Below are 3,478 nucleotides of genomic sequence, written 5' to 3'. Positions count from 1 at the left end.
GGGCAGGTTGGGGGTCCCGGACTCGAAGCGGTCCGGCAGCTCCTCCGGCTGAGTCTCCAGGTGCGAGTAGCTCCCCGTGCCCCCCGTGACGATGGGCTCCACCCTCCGGGCGAAGTCCGGCCTCCACACCACGCCGCCGATGCCCTGGGGGCCCATCAGCCCCTTATGCCCCGTGAAGCACAGCGCAGCGAGCCCCAGCTTCGCCGCATTCAGGGGCAGCACCCCCGCCGTCTGAGCCGTGTCCACCACCAATGGCAGCTCCACCTCACGGCAGATCGCCGCCACCTCATCCAGGGGCTGAATCGTCCCGCAAACGTTGCTGGCGTGGGCCATCACCATCAGGTCGAACCGCTCCGTCCTCAGGAGCCGCCGCAGGTCCTCCGGGTCCAGCAGCCCCTCGCGGTCCGAGGGCAGGAGCGTCAGCAGGACACCCCGCTCCTCGAGAGCCCTCAGGGGCCGCATGACGGCGTTGTGCTCCATGGAGGAGGTGACGACCTTCATCCCCGGCCGCAGGAAGCCCCGCAGGACGAAGTTCAGCGCTTCGGTCACGTTGACGCAGAAGGTGACGTACCGGGGGTCGGCGTCCTCCCAGCCGCCGAGCAGGGACGCGACCCGGATGCGGCAGTCCAGAACGGAGTTCAGCGTCTCCATGTCCCGGGCGGAGGAGGTGCCCCGGGCCAGGTTCGCCCCGCCGCGGGCCAGAAAGGCGGCCATGGCCTCGCCGACGGGGGCGGGCTTCGGCCAGGTGGTGGCGGCGTTGTTCAGATAGATCGACATCGAAAAGACCTCCTTCACTCCCACAGGCTTCCCACCGCCCTCTCCCTCGAGCCACCTGCAACGAAAGGGCGGATGGCGCCCCGGCGGGAGGTCCCGGACAGGACCTCTCCACAGACGGCGTTCTTCGTCCACCGTCCATCCACATCGTTCATGATATCATTAAACTTCGCCGCAGAGCATCCGCGACGGGGGAACTTATCTACTCCACCCTCGTCCGTTCGCGCTGCCCCTCGAAAGCGGGGCGAGACGGCGAGTTATCCACAGGTTTTGCATAACTTTCCTGTGGATAAGTGTATAATTAGCTCAAATTGGCCTGAGAAATGCCTTACATAAGAGCCGTCGATGTGGACAACCCTGCGACCTTCGGGAGGTCCGGGAACCGGGGCCGGCGCCTGTCCGCATCCCCATCGCGGCGGGACCCACAGCCCGCGGACGGGCGGCAGGGACAGGCTTCAAGACACAGGGGTGAAAGGGATTGCAGCAGAAGGACGAACGAAACTTGACGGACCTGTGGCAGGGGATCCTGAAGCGGGCGGACCTCCCGGAGGGGACCGTCCCGCTGTGGTTCAGCACCTGTGCTCCCGTCTCCATCGAAGAGGGAGAGCTGGTGGTGGACACGGCAAACCCCTTCATCAAGGAGCAGATCGCGAAGAAGTTTCTGGCCCGGCTCAACGAGGCGGCGGAGGGGATGGGGGTGAGGGGCCTCCGGCTCCAGGCCAGCGTGCAGCCGGAGGAGGCCAGGGCGGAACCGGCGCGACAGGAGCGGCAGGAAGGGCCGGGGCGCAGCGCTCCCGCGGCCCGGATCAGCCTGAACCCAAACTACACCTTCGAGAGCTTCGTGGTGGGCAAATCGAACCGCCTGGCGCAGGCCTCCAGCCTGGCCGTAGCGGAGAGCTTGGTCTCCACGGAGGCCCCCGTGAAGGAACGCTTCAACCCCCTGTTCATCTGGGGCGGGGTGGGGCTCGGCAAGACGCACCTGATGCACGCCATCTGCCACTACGCCCTGAAGCGGTCGCCGGACCTTCGGGCCCTCTACATCAGCGCGGAGAAGTTCCTGAACGAGTTCATCCAGTCCATTCGAGACTCGAAGACGGACCAGTTCAAGGACCGTTACCGCAACGTGGACATTCTGCTGATCGACGACATTCAGTTCCTAGGCAACCGGGAGCGGAGTCAGGAGGAGTTCTTCCACACCTTCAACACGCTCTACGAGGGCAACAGCCAGGTCGTCATCTGTTCGGACCGGCAGCCCTCGGAGCTGCAGAACATCGAGGACCGGCTGATCAGCCGCTTCAACTGGGGGATGGTGGCGGACATCCAGCCCCCGGACCCTGGAGACGCGCATCGCGATCCTTCAAAAGAAGGCCATGCTGCGGGGCTGCGACCTGCCGGACGAGGTCGTCCACTTCCTGGCCCAGCACATCCCCAGCAACATCCGGGACCTGGAGGGCGCGCTGAACCGCGTCATCATGTCCTCGGAGCTCTACGGGGAGCCCGTCACCATCGAGCGGAGCTCCGAGTGGCTGAAGGACGTCCTGCGCATGGACGTCAAGGCGCCGGTGACGGTGGAGGACATCCAGAGCGTCGTGGCGGAGTACTTCAGCATGAGCCCCGAGGAGCTGACCAGCTCCAAGCGGACGGCGGAGCTGGCCATGGCCCGGCAGATCGCCATGTTCCTCTGCTGCGAGATGACGGAGACGAGCCTCCTTCGGATCGCTCACGCCTTCCGCAAGAAGGACCACACCACCGTCATCCATGCGCGGAAGAAGATCAGCGAACTCGTCAAGACGGACCAGGAGGTGCGTCGAGCTGTGGATAACCTCAAGAACAGGCTGTGAACGAACCGTGGATATCCAGGGGTTATCCACAGAGTGAACCGGAAGCTGCGAAATCCGCTCACGCCGCCCACAGGTTATCCACAGGGTTCCCACGAAAAATCCACACGACGAAAAACCCGAAGCCGACGGCGCCGCGTCAACTTATCCACAGACTTGTTCGAGATTATTATTATTACTGTTACTAAAAGACAAAAAGATAAAAGAAGTCTCAGACCGACACACAACGGACGGACGCCTCACACAGGAAAGACCCCAAAAAGGAGGACCTGGAATGAAACTGGAAATCAACCGCACGGAATTCCTCAAGGCCTGGCAGATGGCCGAACACTCCAGCAACGTTAAAAGTGCCATGAACGCCGTCAGCGGCATCCTGGTCAACGCAGGAGACGCCGTCACCCTCGAGGCGACCGATTTCAAGACCGCCATCCGGTGCACCGCCTCAGGGGTTCGGACCGTCGAGCCCGGTTCCGCCGTCCTTCCGGTTCGCCTCCTGGGGGACTTTCTGAAGAAGATCCAGTCGGACACCGCCGCCCTGGAGGTCGTCCAGGAGCGCGGAACGCTCACGGCCGGACGGAACAAGATGCGCTTCTCCACCTTTCCCGTCTCGGAGTTTCCAAGCATCCCACGCAGCGACAGCGCCTCGGAGCTTGCCGACGCCCTGGCCGCGGACCTGATGCGGGCCATCAACGAGGGCTCCGTCGCCAGCTCCACGCCGGTGGACTTCCCGAAGTACCTTGGGACCTGCCTCGTGAAGGTCCAGGGGGACCTGATGAGCGTCGTCTCCACGGACAGCAAGCGGCTCTCCATCTCGAAATGCCCCTGCGAAGCCAAAGCCGAGCGGGAGATGATGCTCCCCATTCCAT

The 3,478-nt window shown here is 63.9% G+C and carries 2 protein-coding genes and 2 pseudogenes; 3 read left to right on the top strand and 1 reads right to left on the bottom strand.

Translation table 11 applies throughout. The annotated features are described in order from the left end of the window. Nucleotides 1-777, bottom strand: a 777-nt coding sequence (locus SY1_RS09840) for an aminotransferase class V-fold PLP-dependent enzyme (RefSeq protein WP_208873649.1), incomplete at its 3' end; no start/stop codon positions are given. Between the two features lie 688 nt (nucleotides 778-1,465). Between SY1_RS09840 and SY1_RS12680 the strand changes: the two are divergent. The 3 genes and pseudogenes from SY1_RS12680 to SY1_RS09830 all read left to right on the top strand — a co-directional run. Next, nucleotides 1,466-2,029 (top strand): annotated as a pseudogene (locus SY1_RS12680) (DnaA ATPase domain-containing protein); the annotation flags it as partial. A gap of 115 nt (nucleotides 2,030-2,144) precedes the next feature. Beyond that, on the top strand, nucleotides 2,145-2,615 hold the full coding sequence (locus tag SY1_RS12675) for a helix-turn-helix domain-containing protein (protein WP_015556933.1): 471 nt from the start codon (nucleotides 2,145-2,147) through the stop codon (nucleotides 2,613-2,615). A 271-nt stretch (nucleotides 2,616-2,886) separates the two neighbouring features. Beyond that, a pseudogene (locus SY1_RS09830) lies at nucleotides 2,887-3,478 on the top strand (DNA polymerase III subunit beta); the annotation flags it as partial.

It is taken from the genome of Fretibacterium fastidiosum (genome assembly GCF_000210715.1).
Taxonomy (GTDB): Bacteria; Synergistota; Synergistia; order Synergistales; family Aminobacteriaceae; genus Fretibacterium; species Fretibacterium fastidiosum.
Note: the sequence above shows the minus strand (reverse complement) of the source record. Positions and strands in the feature narration are given on the sequence as shown.

Bases quoted from the DNA above. Each gene is read 5' to 3' on its own strand.
- SY1_RS12675 (WP_015556933.1), top strand. From the start codon at position 2,145: ATGCTGCGGGGCTGCGACCTGCCGGACGAGGTCGTCCACTTCCTGGCC.